Below are 16,987 nucleotides of genomic sequence, written 5' to 3' on the forward strand. Positions count from 1 at the left end.
GGACGGGCTTGCGGGCGCGGGGCTTGGGGATGGCCATGGGCGGACGAGTCTAGAGCGAATGCCGGGCAATGGGCGTGGGCGCGGAGCTGCGCGCAAGCCCGAGGTTGGGCGACGCAAAATCGCCGCCAGCCGGCCCTGACTCGGTCGCCTGCACTTCCCACGCGAAAAGGAGCCTTCCATGGTCTTGCGCGCCAGTTGCCTGTGCCAGGGCATCGCCTTCGAGATCGACGGCAGCATCCGCGACATGCTGTATTGCCACTGCGGCATGTGCCGCAAGGCGCATGGCACGGCATTTCGTGCACGCGGCCGTATTCGCACGCAGGATCTGCGGTGGGTGCGCGGCGAGGACTTGCTGCGCTTCTACGAGTCGTCGCCAGGTGAACATCGTGGCTTCTGCTCGGTGTGTGGCTCCAACATGTTCACCCGGTTCGACGCGAAGCCTCGCGAACTGGGGCTGGCGCTGGGCGTGCTGGACGACGACCCCGGTGGCCGGCCGATCTGCCACGTGTTCGTGGGTTCGAAAGCGCCATGGTTCGAGATCGCCGATGCGTTGCCTCAGCATGAACGCTTTCCGCCCTCATATGCACCGGTGCGCTCACAGGAAGGCGATCCGGTGCAATCTCCGGATGATGGTGCCCTGCCTTGATCGAGGTGCCGTGTCGATCCGAACGGGGCATCGGCCACCCCCTCATTCCTTCCAGTCGGCAAAGGGGTCACGAAGGGGAACCGGTTCGCTGTCTTTCTCCAGAAGCGAAACGTCTTCCACACCTTCGTTGTCTCTCAGCGCGATCAGGTCGCGCAGAGCGTTCGGGGCGCCTCCGACTTTTTCGCCGTCATCGGCCAGGCCGTCGGCACGAGTGGTTTTTTTCGAATCGACTGGGTTCATGTCGCTCTCCCATTGATCTCAAGGCTGCGGCTCGCACGCCTTCTTGACGATCGCCGCCCGCATGTCGAACTCCGGCAGCACCCAGCGCCGGAAGGCGGCGGCAGCGCGGGCCTGGGGCTCGCCGGCACCGGGGGCCTGCTCGATGCGGGCCCAGGCCCAGGCCAGCAGCGTGACCATGACGAGCCGCAGGTAGTCGTCGGCCAGCTCGTAGGGCAGGGCGGGCCGGGCATGGGCGGCCATGGCGATGTTCGTGGTCAGGTAGCGCAGCTGGGCCAGGCGGCGCTGCACGTCGGCGTCGGCGTCTCGCGAGGCGTCCAGTTCGTCGCGCAGAACGAGCAAGGCGGCGGCGAAGCCGGCACCGGCATCGGGCAGCACCTTGCGCACCAGCAGGTCGATGGCCTGGATCTCGTTGGTGCCCTCGTAGATCATCGTGACGCGGGCGTCGCGCACGGTCTGCTCGATGCCCCACTCGCGCACGTAGCCGTGGCCGCCGAAGACCTGCAGGCAGGCGCTGGCGCCGTCGAAGCCCTGCTGCGTGCAGGCGGCCTTGAGCACCGGCGTGACGTAGCTGCACCACTGCTGCGCGCGTTCGCGGGCCCTGGCGTCGGGCGCGTGGCGGGCCACGTCCAGCTGCAGGGCGGTGCGGTAGGCGATCAGCCGGCCGCCGTCGATCCAGGCGCGCTGCACGTCGAGGATGCGGGCGACGGCGGGATGCAGGGCGATGGGGCTGGGCCCGGCGGCACGGTCGGCACCGGGCGCCACCATCTGCCGGCGCTCCTGCGCATAGGCATTGGCCTTCTGCCAGGCGGCATCGAGCAGGCCGATGCCCTGCAGCGCTACGTGCAGGCGGGCCGCGTTCATCATGACGAACATGGCGGCCAGGCCGCGGCCGGGCTCGCCGACCAGCCAGCCGGTGGCGTCGTCGAAGCGCATCACGCAGGTGGGGCTGCCGTGCAGGCCCATCTTTTCCTCGATGCGCTCGCAGTGCACGGCATTGCGCCGGCCGTAGTCCATCACCTTGGGCACGAGCGCCAGCGACAGGCCCTTGGGGCCGGGCGGCGCATCGGGCAGGCGGCACAGCACCAGATGGACGATGTTGGGCGTGAGGTCGTGCTCGCCGCCGGAGATGAAGATCTTGGTGCCCGACACGCGCAGACTGCCGTCGGCCTGCGGCACGGCGCGGGTGCGCACCAGGCCCAGGTCGCTGCCGGCGTGCGACTCGGTCAGGCACATCGTGGCCAGCCATTCGCCGGTGGCGATCCTGCCGAGGTAGCGGGCCTTCAGGTCGTCGCTGGCATGGTGGCGCAGGCATTCGTAGGCGCCGTGCAGCAGGCCGGGCGCCATGGTGAAGCCGTGGTTGGCGGCGGCCAGCCATTCGTAGAGCACCGCCTCCAGCACCGCGGGCAGGCCCTGGCCGCCGTCCTCGGGTGCGGCCGACAGGCCGGGCCAGCCGCCGTCGACGAAGGCCTGGTAGGCGGCGGCGAAGCCGGGCGGCGTCTGCACCGCGCCGCCTTCCAGCCGGCAGCCGGTCTCGTCGCCGCCGCGGTTCAGCGGGGCGACGACCTCGCCGACGAAGGTGGCGGCCTGCGCCAGCACCTGGGCCTGGAGGTCGGCATCGACCTCCGCGAAGGGCGGCAGGGCGGCCAGGCGCGCCGGCGCACCGAGCACGGCGTCGAGCAGGAAGCGGATGTCGTCGGGACGGGGGGTGTAATCCATCGGGCGGTCGGCAATCGGGAAGACGGGTCAGGGCGCGACGCAGGCGAAGCTGCTGGCGCGTTCGGTGTCGCCGCCACGGAAGCGTGCGACGGCCGGATAGGGGCACAGCGGCCGGCTGCGGTCGGGGGCCCAGTTGGCGGGCACCTCGGGGTTGGGCTGGGCGCTGCCAGGGCCGCGGGCCTGGGCGATCACCTCGTCCGGCGCGTGGCCGTTCTCCACCCAGTCGACCAGCGCGCCGAGCATGTCGAACTGGTCGGTGGACGGGCCACCGCTGCAGTGGTTCATGGCCGGCACCGGGAAATAGCGCACGAAGTCGCCGGCGCGGCCCGCATGGGTGGCCTGCAGGCGCTCGTACCAGGCGGCCGTGTCGTCGGACGAGAACACCGGGTCGCCGGTGCCGTGGTAGACCAGCATGCGGCCGCCGCGCGCGCGCAGCGACTGCAGGCGCTCGGCATTGGGCGGCACCATGAAGGCCATGGCCGATTCGTCGTAGGGCGGCTGCGTGGCATCGATGCGGGGCGCATCGCGGTCCATGTCGAAGCCGAGGGCGAAGGGCAGGCCCTGCGGCCGGTCGGCCAGCGGCGGCGTGCTGAAGATGAAGGCCACGGCGCCGGCATCGCGGGTGGCGGGGCTGGCGAACTTCCATTCGCGCCAGTTGGCACCGGCGACGCCGGGGTCGAAGGGGAAGCTGCTGTAGAGCGCGCGGCCGCTGCCGTCGCGCGCGCCGGCGAAGACGCGGGCCAGGGCCATCTTCTGCGCCGGGTCCAGGCAGCTGTCCTGCCGGCCGGCGGTGCAGGTGGGCACGTCGCGGCCCAAGTTGAAGCGGGCCTGGCAGGACTTGAGGTCGCCGACGATGCCGTCGGTCAGGCCGTCCAGCATGTCGCAGCGCGCCAGCACGGCGCGCGACAGGGTCTGCAACTGGCCGGGCGTGAAGGCGGTCTGCAGGTCGGGCTCGCCCTGCGGCGTCTTGCCCGTGGCCAGCGGCGCGTACTGCTGGGCGCCATACAGCTGGGCCACGGCCGCGCGCGGCAGGTGGAAGCCGGGGTCGCCGGCCAGCACGCCGTCGAAGGCCTGCGGCAGCCGCGAGGCGGCCACCATGGCATGCCGGCCACCGTTGGAGCAGCCGGCGATGTAGGAACGGTCGGCCGGCCGGCCATAGGCCTGCGCCACCAGTTGCTTGGCCACCGGCGTGAGCTGCGCGACGGCGCTGTAGCCGTAGTCGCGCCGGGCCTGCGGGTCGAGGCCGAAGCGCGGATTGGGCGCCGGGTGGCCGGCATCGCTGCTGACCACGGCAAAGCCCATGGCCAGCGCATTGCTGCGCGGCCCGCCGCCGCCGATGCCGCCCAGCGCCGGCACCACCACGCCGTCCAGCCCGCCGTTGGCCTGGAACAGGAAGCGGCCGTTCCAGGCCTGCGGTAGCCGCAGCTCGAAGCCGATGGCATAGCGCTGGCCGTCCACCGGGCTGGTGCGCTCGGCCATGCGGCCCTGCACCAGGCAGTGGGCCGGCGCCTGTTCACTGCCGCCACGCACCGCCACCGGGCCGGCCGGCACGCTGCGCACGGCGGTGAACACCACGCCCGGCGCGGCTTCGAGGCGTTCGCAGGTATGCAGCTCGCCCGGCCGCGCGGCCTTCATGGCCGTGGCCGCGTCGGGCGGGCGCGAGCCGCAGGCAGCAAGAAGGGCGATGGCGCCGCAGGTGGCGGCAAGGCGGAGGGCGGTCATGGGAGGGGTCTCGCAAATGGCGCGAAGCCGGCATCCTAAGAGCCGGCGCTGACGAGAAGCAACGATGTCGCGGCAGCACGCGCGACGTTCGTCGAATGGCCGCGGCGCAGGCCACGCCAGGGCTCCCGCGGAACTGGCTTTGCCAGGCCGCCGGGAGCGCCCCCGCGAGGGGGTAGGCGAAGCGCGAAGCGCGCAGCCTGGGGGCGATCAGGATTCCGCGGTGAAGCCGATCTGCTTGACCAGGGGACCCCAGCGCTCGAACTCGGCCTTCTGGTCCGCGGCCATCTCCTGCGCGGTGGTGCCATGCGCAACCAGGCCCACCAGCGCCAGCGAGTCGATCACCGACTTGTCCTTCAGCGCCGCGTTGATCGCCGCATTGGCCGAGGCCAGCGTGGCGGCCGGCGTCTTGGCCGGGGCGTAGAAGCCGAACCATTCCTCCGAGGTCACGTCCGGGTAGCCCAGCTCGGTGAAGGTGGGCACGTCCGGCAGGTAGGGCGAGCGCTTCCTGCCCGAGGTGGCCAGCACGCGTACGCGGCCGTTCTTCATGTACTGCAGGTAGTCGCCGCTGGGGTTCATGGCGGCGGCGATCTGGCCGCCCACCAGGTCGGTGATGCTGGGCACGGTGCCGCGGTAGGGCACGTGCTTGAGCTCCACGCCCGAGCGCAGGCCCAGCAGCGCGCCCAGCAGGTGCGGCATGGAGCCGGCGCCCGGCGAGCCGTAGCTGGCCTGGCCGGGATTGGCCTTGGCCCAGGCCAGGAAGTCCTTCAGCGTCTTGACCTCGGCCGGCACCGCGGGGCCCACGGCCAGGCCGTGGAACATGATGGCGCCGATGGACACCGGCGTGACGTCTTCCGGCTTGTACGTGAGCTTGGGATAGATGTACGGATAGACGGACAGCGCCGACACCGGCGCCAGCGTCAGCACCGAGCCGTCCGGCGGCGAGTTCTTCAGCGTCTCGACCGCGATGCGGCCGCCGGCGCCCGGCTTGTTCTCGACGTAGGCGCCCTTGGCATAGGCGGTGCCGGCGATCTTTTCGGCCACGCGGCGGGCGACGGTGTCGCCCGCGCTGCCGGCCGGGAAGCCATACATGATCTTGACCTGCTCGATGGCCTGCGCGAAGGCCGTGAGCGGCGAGATGGCGCCCAGGGCGGCGGCGCCGCCCAGGGTCTGGAGGAAGTGACGACGGTGTTGCATGGATGTCTCCGGAGAGCGAGGGAAAAAGTCGGTGTCAGCGGCAGCTGAAGCTGGCCGCGTCTTCCTGGCTGCCCGTGCCGTTGTAGCGGGCGACCTTGGGATAGGGGCACAGCGGCCGGCTGCGGCTGGCGGACCAGGTGGCGGGCAGGTCGGCATTGACGCCGCCGGCATTGCCGGTGCCGCGGGCGCTGGCCACCACGCGGTCGGGGGCCTGGCCCTTCTCGACCCAGTTCACCATGGCGCTGAGCATGTCGAACTGGTCGGTGGCCGGGCCGCCCGAGCAGTGGTTCATGCCGGGGATCAGGTACAGCCGGGCGAAGTTGGACGCGTCGCCGCCGTTGTCCTGCTGCAGTTGCTGGTACCAGTTGACCGAGTCGTCGCTGGAGAAGATCGGGTCGGCCGTGCCGTGGTAGACCATCAGCTTGGCGCCGCGCTTCTTGAGCGCCGGCAGCTTGCCGTAGTTGGGCGGCGTCATGAAGGCGATGCTGCTCTCGGTGTACAGGCTGGTGGTGCCCAGCACCTTGGCCAGCACGGTGTCGAGGTTGGCCGTCAGCGCGAAGTTGGGACCGTTGAAGCTCGGGTCTTCCGGCGGCGACTGGAACACCAGGCCCACCGAACCGGAGTCGAGTGCGAGCGGCACGGTGAACTTCCAGAACTTCCAGCCATCGGTGTCCAGTCCGGCGTCGTAGGGGAAGCTGCTGTAGATGCGCGTGCCGCTGGGCGTGGTGGCGCCCTTGAACAGCTTGTCGATCTTCGTCTTCTGGTCGGCCGAGAGGCAGGTGCCGTTGCGCGTGGTGGCGCAGGTGGGCACGTCGCGGTTGATGTCGAAGGCCGCCTGGCAGGCGGCGGTGTCCTGCACCATGCCGTCGGCGGCGCCGTCCAGGCCGTCGCACTGCGCCAGCACTGCCTTGGTCACCAGCGTGCGCTCGGCCTGGGTGAAGGCGGTGCTCAGGTCGCCGGGCGTGGTGGCGAGCGTGGCATAGGTCTGCGCGCCAGCGATGTTGGCCGTGGCGGCCAGCGGCAGGCGGGTGCCCGGGTCGCCGGCGATGATGCCGTCGTACTGGTCGGCATAGCGCGAGGCGGCGACCATGGCATGCCGGCCGCCGTTGGAACAGCCGCCGAAGTAGGAGCGGTCCGGGCCCTTGCCGTAGGCGGTCTGGATGGTGCTCTTGGCCATGGGCGTGAGCTTGGCGACGGCCTGGTAGCCGTAGTCCAGGCGGGCCTGCGGGTCGATGCCGAAGGTGGCACCCACGGCCGCGGTGTGGCCGGCGTCGGAGCTGAGCACGGCGAAGCCGCTCGACAGCGCACCGGTGAGCGGGCCGCCGCCGAGCGTGCCGGTGGCGGTCACCACGCTGCCGTCCAGGCCGCCGTTGGCCTGGTAGTAGAAGCGGCCGTTCCAGGCGCGCGGCAGGCGCATCTCGAAGCCGATGGCGTAGCTCTTGCCGTCCACGCTGCTGGTGCGCGGGAACATGCTGCCGGTGATGAGGCAATGCTCGGGCACGTCGGTGCCCGCCACCTTGAGCGTGCCTGCCGTCACCAGCGTCGATGCCGTGATGGTGGTGTTGGCGAAGCTGATGCGCGTGGCCAGGTCCGTGCAGGACTGCAGCGAGGCGCCCACGGCCGCCGACAGCTGGGGAATGGTCTCCACCGCGGGCGCCGGGGCCGGCGCGGGCGAGGGTGCGGGGGCCGGCGCGGGCGCCGGCCGGTTGGCCGCGATCAGCGCCGCTGCCAGGGCCGCGTTCTGGGCGTTGTCGTTGCCCGAGCCGCCGCAGGCCGCCAGCAGCGCCAGCGGCGCCGCGGCCGCCAGGGCGCGCAGCGCGAATGTCTTGCCGTCTTCCTTCTTCGTCATCGGTTGTCTCCGTGTGGTTGTGGTGAAGGTCTTCGCACAAGGGGGCGGCCCTCTGCCGCCCCGGGGGTCAGCGCGGCGCCATGCGCAGGGCGCCGTCCAGCCGGATCACCTCGCCGTTGAGGTGGCCGTTGGTCACGATGTGGCAGGCCAGCTCGGCGAATTCCGAGGGCTTGCCCAGACGCGGGGGGAAGGGGATGGACGCCGCCAGCGACTGCTGCACCGGCTCCGGCAGTTCCAGCAGCAGCGGCGTGGCGAAGATGCCGGGCGCCACGGTGCACACGCGGATGCCGTGCTGCGCCAGGTCGCGCGCCATCGGCAGCGTCATGCCCACCAGGCCGCCCTTGGAAGCGCTGTAGGCCTGCTGGCCCACCTGGCCGTCGAAGGCGGCGACGGAGGCGGTGAACATCATCACGCCGCGCTCGCCGCCGTCCAGCGCTTCGAGCTTCGCGCAACGGGCGGCGAAGAGGCGGCTCACGTTGTAGGTGCCGATCAGGTTGACCTGGATGACGCGGGCGAAGTCCTCCAGCGGCGCGGCGCTGCCGTCCTTGCCGACGATGCGCTTGGCGCTGCCGATGCCGGCCACGTTCATCAGGATGCGCGCCGGGCCATGGGCCTCGGCCGCGGCGGCCAGGGCGGCCTCGACGCTGGCGGTGTCGGTGATGTCGCAGGCGAATGCGGTACCGCCGATGTCGGCGGCGACCTTCTTGGCCTGCTCCAGGTTGCGGTCGAGCACCGCCACCTTCGCGCCCAGGCGGGCGAGTTCGCGGGCCGTGGCTTCGCCCAAACCGGAAGCGCCGCCGGTGACCAGCGCGCTCTGTCCTTCGATCTTCATGAATTCATCTCCTTGTCGGGTCTTGCGCCTTCCCCCTCTGGGGGAAGGTTGGGAAGGGGGGCCCTGGGCGCTGGATGCGTTGCCGCTTTTCGACCGCCGCAGGCCCCCACCCCAGCCCTCCCCCAGCGGGGGAGGGAGCCGATGGCTACTGCCACTGGGGCTTTAGCGTGAAGGGCAGGGTGTCGGCATGCAGCGCCTGCACCGCCTCGTCGCGGTGCTTGAGCACGGCGCGCTGGTTGATCGAGCCCTTGTCGGTGATCTCGCCCTTGTCGATGGAGGGCGGCTCGGCCACCAGCGCCGCGCGGGCGATGCGGTTGGCGCTGCCGGTGGCATCGGCCGCCAGGCGGTCCAGCACCTTCTGGAAGTGCAGCTGCACGTCGGCATGCGCCAGCACGTCCTTCAGCGGCGCATCGGCCGGCAGCCCGGGCGCCAGCTCGCGCACCGCCTGGGTCGGGAAGATCAGCGCGCCGACTTCCTTCAGGTTGATGCCGGTGAGCACCACGTCCTGCACATAGGGCGCGCCGAAGGCGATCACCTTGGCACGCAGGGGGCCCACGCTCACGAAGGTGCCGGTGGCCAGCTTGAAGTCCTCGGCGATGCGGCCGTCGAAGCGCAGGCCCAGGTGGATGTTGTCGGGGTCGATCCACGTGACGGCGTCGCCGGTCTTGAAGAAGCCTTCCTCGTCGAAGGCCTCGTGCGTGGCCTCGGGCATGCGCCAGTAGCCGGGCGTGACGTTGGGGCCGCGGTAGCGGATCTCGACCTTGCCGTCGGTGGGCACCAGCTTGATCTCCATGCCGGCGGTGGGCAGGCCCAGGTCGCCGGTGCGCACTTCGGGCCGGGTGATGTACAGGCCGAAGGGGCCGGACTCGGTCATGCCCAGGCCGGTGCCCATCACCAGGCGCTCGCCGATCTCGGCCTCCTGCAGGCGGTGCAGCTGGTCCCACACGGCCTGGGGCAGGGCGGCGCCGGCGTAGAAGAACATGCGGCAGCGCGACAGCAGCTTCCTGCGCAGCACCGGGTCTTCCTCCATCGCGTTGGCGATGTACTCGAAGCCGGTGGGCACGTTGAAGTAGACCGTGGGCGCGATCTCGCGCAGGTTGCGCAGCGTCTCGGCGATGCCGGCGGGCGTGGGCTTGCCGTCGTCGATGTAAAGCGTGCCGCCGTTGTCCAGCACGATGCCGACGTTGTGGTTGCCGCCGAAGGTGTGGTTCCAGGGCAGCCAGTCGACCAGCACCGGCGGCTCTTCGCCCAGCGCGGGAATGGAGGCGCGCAGCTGCTGCTGGTTGGCGCACCACATGCGGTGGGTGTTGATGACCGCCTTGGGGTTCTTGGTGGAGCCCGAGGTGAACAGGAACTTGGTGATGGTGCCCGGATGCGTGCCGTGCATGGCCGCCTCGACGGCCGAGGTGGGCTCGGTGGCCAGCAGCTGCGACAGCGGCGTCACCTCGCGGCCGGGCAGCGTGCCGCCGCCCAGCACCACCTCGGTGTCGGCCGGCACGACGGCGGCGATGGCGGCCGCATAGCGCGTGTCGCTGGCGAACACCAGGCCGGGCGTGAGCGTCGCCATGACGTGGCGCAGCTTGTCGTAGTCCTTGCTGACCAGCGAATAGGGCGGCGACACCGGGCAGTGCGGAATGCCCACGTAGAGTGCGCCCAGCGCCAGCATCAGGTGCTCGATGCTGTTCTCGCTCAGGATGGCGACGGGCCGTTCGGCGCTCAGGCCGCGGTCCAGCAGCGCCTGGCCGATGGCGCGGGCCTTGGCCAGCGCCTCGCGGTAGCTGATGCGGATCCAGTCGCCGCTGCTGCCGTCGGCATTGCGGGCGCGGCGGGCGACGAAGGTGCGGTCGGGCGCCATGGCGGCCCAGTACACCAGCCGGTCGGTCATGCGGTGGGCATGGTGGGCCAGCGGCTTGTCGGCCTGCAGGTACTGCACGCCGCCCTCGGCCTCGCGCAGCACGGCGCGGGTGATGCCGAATTCGAGCGCGCGGTAGCGGGCGGCCGGTGCGGCGGTGGCGGTGGGCGTGGGCATGTCCAGTGTCTCCGTCATGTTCTTCTCCGATGGGGACCGATGCCTCAGCCCTTGCTGACCTTCGCGGCCTTGCCTTCGAGGAAGGCGCGCACCCGGGCCTTGGCCTCCGGCGCGTCCTGCACGATGCCGGCCATCAGCGCCTCGGTGAAGAAGCCGTGGTCGGCGCCCTGCTCGGCGATGCGGGGCAGGGCATGCATCAGCGCGTAGTTGGTCAGCGGCGCATTGGTGGCGATGCGGCGTGCCAGCTCGACGGCCTTGTCGAAGGCGGCGCCTTCGGGCACCAGGTACTGCGCGAAGCCGGCACGCTCGCCGTCCTCGGCGTTGTAGACGCGGCCGGTCATCATCATGTCGGTCATGCGGGCCACGCCGATCAGGCGCGGGATGCGCACCGAGCCGCCGCCGCCCACGAAGATGCCGCGCGTGCCTTCGGGCAGCGCATAGAAGGTGCTGGCATCGGCCACGCGGATGTGGCACGCACTGGCCAGTTCCAGCCCGCCGCCCACCACCGCACCGTGCAGCGCGGCGACCACGGGCACGGGGCCGTGCTGCACCAGTTCCAGCGCGGCGTGCCACATGCGCGAATGGCGCACACCGGCGCCGGCGTCGCGTTCGCTCAGCTCCGACAGGTCCAGCCCGGCGCAGAAATGCGGGCCCTCGCCGTCGAGCACCGCGGCGCGCACGGTATCGGGCAGGTTCTGGAAGGTGTCGCGCAGGGCGAGGATCAGGCCGTCGTTGAGCGCGTTGCGCTTGGCCGGCCGCGTGAGGCGGACGATGGCGATGTCGCCCTGGATGTCGAGGCTGAGGTCCGGATGGGTCATGATTGCGTTCGGAAGTTGGATCGATTATGGTTATTGAAAATAATCAATTCAACGGCCCGGAACGGCCAACTCATCAGTACTTACCCGAACGGAGACGCGCCCCATGGACATCGCGAACCTCAGCGCCATCGACATCCACACCCACGCCGAGATCAGCTGCTGGAACCCCTTCGACAACTACGGCGAGGAATACGACCGCGCGGCCGACAAGTACTTCCGCTCCAGCCGGCGTCCGAGCATCCAGGAGAGCATCGACTACTACCGCGAGCGCAAGATCGGCCTGGTGATGTTCGGCGTGGACAGCGAGTCCAACCTGGGCCGCCGCCGCATCCCGAACGAGGAGATCGCCGAGGCGGCGCAGAAGAACAGCGACATCATGATCGCCTTCGGCAGCGTCGATCCGCACAAGGGCAAGATGGGTGCGCGCGAGATGCGCCGGCTGATCGAGGACCACGGCGTCAAGGGCTTCAAGTTCCATCCGACGGTGCAGGGCTTCCATCCCTACGACCGCATGGCCTGGCCGCTCTATGAAGTGATCGCCGAGCACAAGCTGCCGGCCATCTTCCACACCGGCCACAGCGGCATCGGCTCGGGCATGCGCTGCGGCGGCGGCCTGCGGCTGGAGTACAGCAACCCGATGCACCTGGACGACGTCGCCATCGACTTCCCGGACATGCAGATCATCATGGCCCACCCCAGCTTCCCGTGGCAGGACGAGGCGCTGTCGGTGGCCACGCACAAGCCCAACGTGTGGATCGACCTGTCGGGCTGGAGCCCCAAGTACTTCCCGAAGCAGCTGGTGCAGTACGCCAACACGCTGCTGAAGGACCGCATCCTCTTCGGCAGCGACTACCCGCTGATCACGCCGGACCGGTGGATGAAGGACTTCCAGGAGGCCGGCTTCAAGCCGGAGGTGATGCCGGGCATCCTGAAGGACAACGCAGTGCGGCTTCTGGGATTGACGTAGAGCTGCAGCGCCCCGCACCTCGCGCCCCGCACTTCGCGGCACTGGCGTTGGAAGCCCCTCTCCCCTCGCGGGAGAGGGATTGGGGAGAGGGGGCGGCACCAACGCCACGCGCCTGGCCCCGGCCGTCGACCCCTCTCCCCAGCCCTCTCCCGCAAGGGGAGAGGGAGCAGGAGCCCCGCGCCGTCACCCCTCCCGGCCGTCTTGCCGCACGCCCCACGAGTCGCGCGCCCGGCGCCGGTCCTCGCGCTCGCGGGCCATCTGCTCCTCGAACTGCTGGCGGCCCTCCTTGGCCACGGCGATGAGCTTCTTGCGGTCCTTGTAGTGCGGATAGCTGTCCTCCGCGATGCGAAGGTTGCGCAGGCGGAAATGCATGGCGGCTTCACGCGCCTCGTGCGCCGGCCAGCCCAGCGTCTCCAGCACGGAGCGCGCGCTGCGCAGGGACGATTCGAACAGTTCGCGCTCGGCCAGCGTGATGCCGCGGTCGCGCAGCTGGTAGTAGTGGCCCAGGTTGCGGGCGCGGGCGATGATCTCCGCCTGCGGAAAATGCTCGCGCACCAGGTCGACGATGGCCAGGCAGGTCGCCACCTCGTCCACCGCCACCACGATGGCGCGGGCATGGCCGGCACCGGCGATGCGCAGCAGGTCCAGCCGCGTCGCATCGCCATAGAACACGCGGAAGCCGAACTCCCGCAGGCCTTCCACGGTGTCGGGGTCGTGGTCGAGCACCGTCACCGGCATGCCCTGCGACAGCAGCACGCGGCCGACGATCTGGCCATAGCGGCCGAAGCCGCAGATCAGCACCTGCGCTTCCTGCGGCTCGGAAATCTCCTCCACCTGCGCCTGGCTCTGCGGGTCGGGAACGAGCCGGTCGAACAGCACCAGCAGCAGCGGCGACAGCAGCATCGACAGCGCCACCGCGCCCACCAGCAGCGACGACGTCTCGGGTGCCAGCACCTGCGCGCCCACCGCCGTCTGGAAGACGACGAAGGCGAACTCGCCGCCCTGCGCCAGCAGCAGCGTGAACACCGGCCGCTCGCGCGGCGGCAGGCCCATGGCCCGCGCCAGCCCCAGGATCACGCCGAACTTGAGCACCATGAAGCCCACGACGAGCGCCGCCATCAGCAGCGGCTGCGCCAGCAGCACGCGGAAGTCGATGCTCATGCCCACGGCGATGAAGAACAGGCCCAGCAGCAGGCCCTTGAAGGGCTCGATGTCGGTTTCCAGCTCCCGGCGGTATTCGCTTTCGGCCAGCAGCACGCCGGCCAGGAAGGCGCCCAGCGCCATCGACAGGCCCACGAACTGCATCAGCGCCGCGATGGCCACCACCAGCAGCAGCGAGGCGGCGGTGAAGATCTCCGGCGTGTTGCTGCGCGCGATCCAGCGCAGGATCGGCCGCAGCAGCAGGCGGCCGCCGAGCACGATGCCGCCGACCACGCCGACGATCTTGGCGGCCTCCAGCGCGCGGGCGGTGGCGTCCAGCGGCGCGTCGGCCGGGCCGCTGGCCAATACCGGCAGCAGCGCCAGGATGGGGATGGCCGCCACGTCCTGGAACAGCAGGATCGAGAAGCCGGCCTGGCCGCTGGCCGTCTTGAGCAGCTTGCGCTCGCCGAAGACCTGCAGTGCGATGGCGGTGGACGACAGGGCCAGGCCCAGCGCCGCCACCAGCGACACGCGCCAGGGCGCGCCGGCCAGGCAGCCGACGCCGAACAGCACCACGGCGCAGCCCAGCACCTGTGCGCTGCCCCAGCAGAAGATGGGCCGGCGCAGCAGCCACAGCCGCCGCGGCTCCAGCTCCAGGCCGACCAGGAAGAGCATCAGCACGACGCCGAACTCGGCGAAGTGCAGCACCTCTTCCACACTGGCCACGAGGCCCAGCCCGGCCGGGCCGATGGCGATGCCGGCCACCAGGTAGCCGATGATGGCGCCCAGGCCGAGGGCGCGCGACAGCGGCACCACCAGCACGGCGGCGCCCAGGTAGATCAGGCTGTTGGTCAGCCAGGCGGGGGAATGTTCCATGGTCAGGCGGCGCGGGCGGGTTCGGGCCGGTCGCCCAGGGGCACGGCGCATTCGGGGCAGTCGGCCAGGTCTTCCAGCTCGGGCCAGTCGGGGTAGCGGGCCAGGCGCTGCACGAAGACATCCACGTGCGCGGCCAGTTCGGCCTCGGGCACGCGGCGGGCATCGTGCAGCAGCAGCGGCGGCAGGAAGCGCATGCCGCACAGGGCGGCGGTCTGCTCGTAGGGCGGCAGGAAGGCGTCGAAGAAATAGCGGTTGTAGCCGGCGGGGTGGTAGCTGTCCTGCGCGCCGCCGGTGCTGGCCACCAGCCACAGCGCCTTGCCGCGCAGCGCCCGGCCGCCCGGGCCGTAGGCCCAGCCGTAGCCGAGCACCTCGTCCAGCCAGAGCTTCTGCAGCGGCGGCATGCTGTACCACTGGATGGGATGCAGCATCACCACCAGGTCGGCCGCGGCCAGGCGCGCCTGCTCGGCGTCGACGTCGATCACGTAGTCGGGATAGCGCGCGTAGAGGTCGTTGACCTGCACTCCCGGCAACTGCGCGGCGGCATCCCGCAGGCGGCGGTTGGCGCGGGATTCGCGCCAGTGCGGATGGGCCGCCAGCACGTAGATGACGGGCTGCGCCTGGGGAACTGCGCCGGATGTTGGGGTTGGAATGCTCGGCATGGCGGCGACCATATCTCAAGCGGGCGCGGGCGGCATCGCGACCTTTCGGCGCGGCGCGCCTGCGGCGGGGGCGCCCGCGGCACGACGGCCGTCGCGCGCGCGGCCTACCATTGGCGGTCGTCCACCTCCTGGAGTGCTGCATGCCGGTGGTTCTCGTCGCCAATCCCAAGGGCGGTGTCGGCAAGTCGACCCTCGCCACGAACATCGCCGGCTATTTCGCCAGCCGCGGCCATGCCGTCATGCTGGGCGACGTGGACCGGCAGCAGTCCGCGCAGCTCTGGCTGTCGCTGCGGCCGTCGCAGGCGGCGCCCATCCGCGGTTGGGCGGCGCAGGGCGACGGCAGCATCGTGCGGCCGCCTGCCGGCACCACGCATGCGGTGCTGGACACGCCGGCCGGCCTGCATGGCTGGCGCTTCAAGGAGGTGCTGGCGCTGGCCGACCGGGTGGTGGTGCCGGTGCAGCCGAGCCTGTTCGACATCTATGCCACGCGCGATTTCCTGGACCGGCTGGCGCAGCGCGCCGACGGCAAGGGCGCCCACCGCGTCGGCCTGGTGGGCATGCGGGTGAACGGCCGCACGCTGGCGGCCGAGCGGCTGCGCGAATTCGCCGCGCAACTGGGTATGCCGCTGGTGACGGAGCTGCGGGAGACGCAGAACTACGTGCAGCTGGCGGCGCACGGGCTCACGCTGTTCGACCTGTCGCCGGCGCGCTACGAGCGCGATCTGGCGCAATGGCAACCGCTCGTCGATTGGCTGGAAGGCTGAGCAGGTGGCGGGGCGCCGAACGCCGGCAAGGCGCCCTGTCGTCTGCCATTGGCCTGGCGGATGCCGCCGAAAAGATTGCCGGCTTTTTCGGGAAAGCCCGGAGCCCGCCTGTCCCGACGCCGACAGCGCGGGCCGCATGACGGCGGCATGATGCCGCGCATGACCAAGCGCACCTTCCAGACCCTCGCCGACCTCAGTGCCTGTGCCGGCCAGGACATCTCCACCAGCGACTGGACGACCATCACGCAGGCGCAGGTGAACCAGTTCGCCGAGGCCACCGGCGACCACCAGTGGATCCACGTGGACGTGGAAAAGGCCAAGGCCGGCCCCTTCGGCGCGCCGATCGCGCACGGCTTCCTGACACTGTCGCTGCTGCCCACCTTCTTCGACACGGCGGTCGAGGTGGTGGAGGCGCGCATGGGCGTCAACTACGGCCTGAACCGCGTGCGCTTCATGGCGCCGGTGCCGGTGGGCAGCCGCCTGCGCGGCCACCTCAAGCTGCTGTCCAGCGACCCCATCGACGGTGGTGGCTACCAGATGGTCTGGCAAACGACCATCGAGCTCGAGGGCGTGGACAAGCCGGCCTGCGTGGCCGAATCGGTGGTGCGGCGCTATCCCTGACGGGGCGCGGGCGGGGCGGCTGGCCCCAACGCGTGGCGCGGGTCAGCCGCCGCCTGGCGCTTACATCGTGCCGACTTCGGCGCAGTTGGCGCAGCCGCCCTGGCGGGCGGTCTCCACGGCGCCGGCGCGCACCGTGGCGCGGTCGGTGCCGCTGCGCAGCTGCATCACGCCGGTGCTGCCATTGGTGGGCGTGGGTGCATTGCGCGCCTCGGCCTGCACCTGCGTGCGCGACAGCATCGGCTGGAAGGGCGCAGGCGGGTTGGGCGACATTTCGCCGTCAACGGCATGGGCGGCGCCAGCGGCGAAGAAAGCGGCGAGGGCGAGGGCGGTGAGCTTGCGGTTCATGGAGAGACTCCTGGGGCGTGGTTGAAAGGGAGCCCGGCCTGCCGCATGGGACAGAACCGGCGCACGATTCAGATACGCCCAGCTCACCGGGCTGGATTCACGTGCCGGAAGGCATGCGCGCCCGTCTTACAACGACGCCGCGGTCCGATGAGCCCGCCGCTCCTGCAATGCCAGACTCCGCGGCCCGTTTCAGCTTCCTCAGCGCCAGCCCGCCACCCGCCCGTCACGAAACCGGCGCCGCCCCCACACTGATCGAAAGGCCGCGGAGCAGGCCAAGCCAGTGCACCCGCGGACCCGGCTTTGCCGGGCCGCCGGGTGCGCCCCTCGAGGGGGAGAGGCCGGCCACACGAAGTGAGCAAGTCCAACCGGGGTGGGCTCTCAGTCTGCTTTGATGTTTCGTTCCTTGACCACCTTCGCCCAGCGCGTGAACTCGGCATTGAGGTAGTCGCTGGCCTGCGGCAGCGTGGTCGTGACGACCTGGCCGCCGGTGTCCTCGATGCGCGCGCGGCACTCGGGCAGGGGGGCCCGCTTTCCCAGCCCCGCATTACCCTGCTCCACCACCGGCTTGG

The 16,987-nt window shown here is 70.9% G+C and carries 15 protein-coding genes and 1 pseudogene; 4 read left to right on the forward strand and 12 right to left on the reverse strand.

Annotation, left to right across the window (positions count from 1 at the left end):
* Positions 1 to 178 precede the first annotated feature (178 nt).
* Positions 179 to 646: a GFA family protein gene (locus tag NS331_RS22075; RefSeq protein ID WP_082702697.1), complete on the forward strand. Its 468-nt coding sequence runs from the start codon at positions 179 to 181 to the stop codon at positions 644 to 646.
* Positions 647 to 688: 42 nt separating this feature from the next.
* On the opposite strand, the gene NS331_RS26360 is transcribed toward NS331_RS22075, so the two are convergent.
* The 8 genes from NS331_RS26360 to NS331_RS22110 all read right to left on the reverse strand — a co-directional run bounded on the left by NS331_RS26360 (position 689) and on the right by NS331_RS22110 (position 11,046).
* Positions 689 to 886: a hypothetical protein gene (locus tag NS331_RS26360; RefSeq protein ID WP_153012985.1), complete on the reverse strand. Its 198-nt coding sequence runs from the start codon at positions 884 to 886 to the stop codon at positions 689 to 691.
* A gap of 18 nt (positions 887 to 904) precedes the next feature.
* Positions 905 to 2,602: an acyl-CoA dehydrogenase family protein gene (locus tag NS331_RS22080; protein ID WP_058644092.1), complete on the reverse strand. Its 1,698-nt coding sequence runs from the start codon at positions 2,600 to 2,602 to the stop codon at positions 905 to 907.
* Between the two features lie 27 nt (positions 2,603 to 2,629).
* Positions 2,630 to 4,324, reverse strand: a complete 1,695-nt coding sequence (locus tag NS331_RS22085; protein ID WP_058644093.1) for a tannase/feruloyl esterase family alpha/beta hydrolase — start codon at positions 4,322 to 4,324, stop codon at positions 2,630 to 2,632.
* 207 nt (positions 4,325 to 4,531) lie between these two features.
* Positions 4,532 to 5,518 (reverse strand): Bug family tripartite tricarboxylate transporter substrate binding protein, encoded by a 987-nt coding sequence (locus tag NS331_RS22090; protein WP_058644094.1) that lies wholly within the window; start codon positions 5,516 to 5,518, stop codon positions 4,532 to 4,534.
* 34 nt (positions 5,519 to 5,552) lie between these two features.
* Positions 5,553 to 7,367 (reverse strand): tannase/feruloyl esterase family alpha/beta hydrolase, encoded by a 1,815-nt coding sequence (locus NS331_RS22095; RefSeq protein WP_058644095.1) that lies wholly within the window; start codon positions 7,365 to 7,367, stop codon positions 5,553 to 5,555.
* 67 nt (positions 7,368 to 7,434) lie between these two features.
* A complete protein-coding gene (locus NS331_RS22100; protein WP_058644096.1) occupies positions 7,435 to 8,199 on the reverse strand; it encodes an SDR family NAD(P)-dependent oxidoreductase in 765 nt (254 codons plus the stop codon).
* A 145-nt stretch (positions 8,200 to 8,344) separates the two neighbouring features.
* A complete protein-coding gene (locus NS331_RS22105) occupies positions 8,345 to 10,246 on the reverse strand; it encodes a feruloyl-CoA synthase (protein ID WP_242873857.1) in 1,902 nt (633 codons plus the stop codon).
* Between the two features lie 26 nt (positions 10,247 to 10,272).
* Complete coding sequence (locus NS331_RS22110) at positions 10,273 to 11,046, reverse strand: crotonase/enoyl-CoA hydratase family protein (RefSeq protein ID WP_058644097.1); 774 nt, start codon at positions 11,044 to 11,046, stop codon at positions 10,273 to 10,275.
* A 103-nt stretch (positions 11,047 to 11,149) separates the two neighbouring features.
* Between NS331_RS22110 and NS331_RS22115 the strand changes: the two genes are divergently transcribed.
* Entirely contained in the window at positions 11,150 to 12,013 is an 864-nt protein-coding gene (locus tag NS331_RS22115) for an amidohydrolase family protein (RefSeq protein ID WP_058644098.1), read from the forward strand.
* A gap of 183 nt (positions 12,014 to 12,196) precedes the next feature.
* Here NS331_RS22115 and kefC read toward each other — a convergent pair whose 3' ends face one another.
* Both kefC and kefF read right to left on the reverse strand, forming a co-directional pair.
* Positions 12,197 to 14,029, reverse strand: coding sequence for a glutathione-regulated potassium-efflux system protein KefC (gene kefC / locus NS331_RS22120; protein ID WP_058644099.1), 1,833 nt, complete (start codon positions 14,027 to 14,029; stop codon positions 12,197 to 12,199).
* Positions 14,030 to 14,031: 2 nt separating this feature from the next.
* On the reverse strand, positions 14,032 to 14,688 hold the full coding sequence (kefF, locus tag NS331_RS22125) for a glutathione-regulated potassium-efflux system oxidoreductase KefF (protein WP_058644103.1): 657 nt from the start codon (positions 14,686 to 14,688) through the stop codon (positions 14,032 to 14,034).
* A gap of 140 nt (positions 14,689 to 14,828) precedes the next feature.
* Between kefF and NS331_RS22130 the strand changes: the two genes are divergently transcribed.
* Both NS331_RS22130 and NS331_RS22135 read left to right on the forward strand, forming a co-directional pair.
* A complete protein-coding gene (locus NS331_RS22130) occupies positions 14,829 to 15,452 on the forward strand; it encodes a nucleotide-binding protein (RefSeq protein ID WP_058644100.1) in 624 nt (207 codons plus the stop codon).
* A 150-nt stretch (positions 15,453 to 15,602) separates the two neighbouring features.
* Complete coding sequence (locus NS331_RS22135; protein ID WP_058644104.1) at positions 15,603 to 16,073, forward strand: MaoC family dehydratase; 471 nt, start codon at positions 15,603 to 15,605, stop codon at positions 16,071 to 16,073.
* Positions 16,074 to 16,133: 60 nt separating this feature from the next.
* Here the strand turns inward: NS331_RS22135 and NS331_RS22140 are convergent, their stop codons facing one another.
* Positions 16,134 to 16,418 (reverse strand): DUF4148 domain-containing protein, encoded by a 285-nt coding sequence (locus NS331_RS22140; RefSeq protein ID WP_058644101.1) that lies wholly within the window; start codon positions 16,416 to 16,418, stop codon positions 16,134 to 16,136.
* 378 nt (positions 16,419 to 16,796) lie between these two features.
* A pseudogene (locus NS331_RS26830) lies at positions 16,797 to 16,987 on the reverse strand (tripartite tricarboxylate transporter substrate binding protein); the annotation flags it as partial.

It is taken from the genome of Pseudacidovorax intermedius (genome assembly GCF_001476815.1).
Classification (GTDB): Bacteria; Pseudomonadota; Gammaproteobacteria; order Burkholderiales; family Burkholderiaceae_C; genus Xenophilus; species Xenophilus intermedius_A.